At 73.8% G+C, this 2,075-nt stretch carries 1 protein-coding gene; it reads right to left on the bottom strand.

All coding sequences use genetic code 11. From position 1 onward, the window contains the following. Window positions 1-111 precede the first annotated feature (111 nt). Window positions 112-2,075, bottom strand: a 1,964-nt coding sequence (gene cobT, locus FPZ41_RS46210; protein ID WP_228023463.1) for a nicotinate-nucleotide--dimethylbenzimidazole phosphoribosyltransferase, incomplete at its 5' end; no start/stop codon positions are given.

Raw genomic sequence — 2,075 nt, 5'->3', positions numbered from 1 at the left:
GCCGGGAGGTGGCCGGGGTGGGGTGGGTTTCTTTCCCCACTCCACACCCCTTCCCGGAACCGGGGGCTCCAGCACCGCGCCCCCGAACGTGCGGCCGGCCCGCGGGTGACCCTACTTTTCTGTTACCCCTGCGGAATCGAACGTCGCCACCTCGTGCATCGCCCGCGCCGTGCTCTGGACCATCGGGAGGGCGAGGAGGGCACCCGTGCCCTCGCCGAGGCGGAGGTCGAGGTCGACCAGGGGGCGCAGCCCCAGCTTCTTCAGGGCCGCCACGTGGCCCGGCTCGGCGCTGCGGTGGCCGGCGATGCAGGCGGCCAGGACCTCGGGGGCGATGGCGCGGGCCACCAGCGCGGCGGCGCCCGCGCTGACGCCGTCGAGGATCACCGGCGTACGGAGGGACGCGCCGCCCAGGAGCAGGCCCACCAACGCCGCGTGCTCCAGGCCGCCGAACGCCGCGAGGACGCCGATGGGGTCGGCCGGGTCGGGCTGGTGGAGTTCGATGGCGCGGCGGACCACCTCGGTCTTGCGGGCGAGGGTCTCGTCGTTGATGCCTGTGCCCCGGCCGGTGACCTCGGAGGGGTCGGTGTCCGTGAAGACCGCGATCAGGGCGGCGGACGCCGTGGTGTTCGCGATGCCCATCTCACCCGTGAGCAGTGCCTTGTTGCCCGCCGCGACCAGGTCGCGGGCCGTCTCGATGCCGACCTCGATCGCCTGCTTGACCTCCTCGCGGGTCAGCGCGGGGCCGGTCGTCATGTCGGCCGTGCCCGCGCGGACCTTGCGCGGGAGGAGGCCCGGAGTGGCCGGGAGTTCGCAGGCCACGCCGACGTCCACGATGCAGACCTCGGCGCCCACCTGGCTGGCGAAGGCGTTGCAGACCGCTCCCCCGCCGAGGAAGTTGGCGACCATCTGGGCGGTCACCTCCTGCGGCCAGGGGGTGACGCCCTGGGCGTGCACGCCGTGGTCACCCGCGAAGATCGCGACGGCCGCGGGCTCCGGGATCGGCGGCGGGCACTGGCGGGACAGGCCGGACAGCTGCGCCGAGATGATCTCCAGCATGCCCAGCGCGCCCGCGGGCTTCGTCATGCGCTTCTGCCGCTCCCACGCCTCGCCGAGCGCCTTGGCGTCCAGCGGGCGGATACCGGCGACCGTCTCGGCGAGCAGGTCGTGCGGCTCCTCACCGGGCAGGGCGCGGCGGCCGTACGTCTCCTCGTGGACGACCCAGGACAGCGGGCGGCGCTTGGACCAGCCCGCCTGTAGCAGCTCGGGCTCCTCCGGGAACTCGTCGACGTACCCGACGCACAGGTACGCCACGACCTCCAGGTGCTCGGGCAGGCCCAGAGCGCGCACCATCTCGCGCTCGTCGAAGAAGCTGACCCAGCCGACGCCGAGGCCTTCGGCGCGGGCGGCGAGCCACAGGTTCTCGACCGCGAGTGCGGAGGAGTACGGGGCCATCTGGGGCTGTGTGTGGCGGCCCAGGGTGTGGCGGCCGCCGCGGGTCGGGTCGGCGGTGACGACGATGTTCACCGGGGTGTCGAGGATCGCCTCGATCTTCAGTTCCTTGAACTGCTTCGCCCGGCCCTTGGGCAGCGACTTCGCGTACGCCTCGCGCTGACGCCGGGCCAGCTCGTGCATCGTGCGGCGTGTCTCGGCCGAGCGGATGACGACGAAGTCCCAGGGCTGTGAGTGCCCGACGGACGGCGCCGTGTGGGCCGCTTCCAGGACGCGCAGCAGCACGTCGTGCGGGATCGGGTCGCTGCGGAAGCCGTTGCGGATATCGCGACGCTCACGCATCACGCGCAGGACGGCCTCGCGCTCGGCGTCCTCGTAGCCGGGCGCGGCGGGGCCCTTGGGCTCCCTGGCCTCGTCCGCGGCGGCCGTGCTCTCCTCCTGGTCGGCGACCCTGGTGTCCAGGTCCTCCGCGTTCTGTACGACCTCGGGCTCCGCGTCCGCCACGAGCGGCTCCGGAGCGGGCGGTTCCGCCACGGGCGCCTCGGGCTCGGCGGGTGCCTCGGGTTCGAGGACCGTCTCGGGTTCGCGGGGGGCGGGGACCGTGACGATGGGGGCCTCGTCCGGGG

The sequence above is a fragment of the Streptomyces acidicola genome, assembly GCF_009377235.1.
Lineage (GTDB): Bacteria > Actinomycetota > Actinomycetes > Streptomycetales > Streptomycetaceae > Streptomyces > Streptomyces acidicola.
The sequence above is the reverse complement of the archived record's forward strand: the minus strand, read 5'-3'. Positions and strand labels throughout refer to the sequence as shown.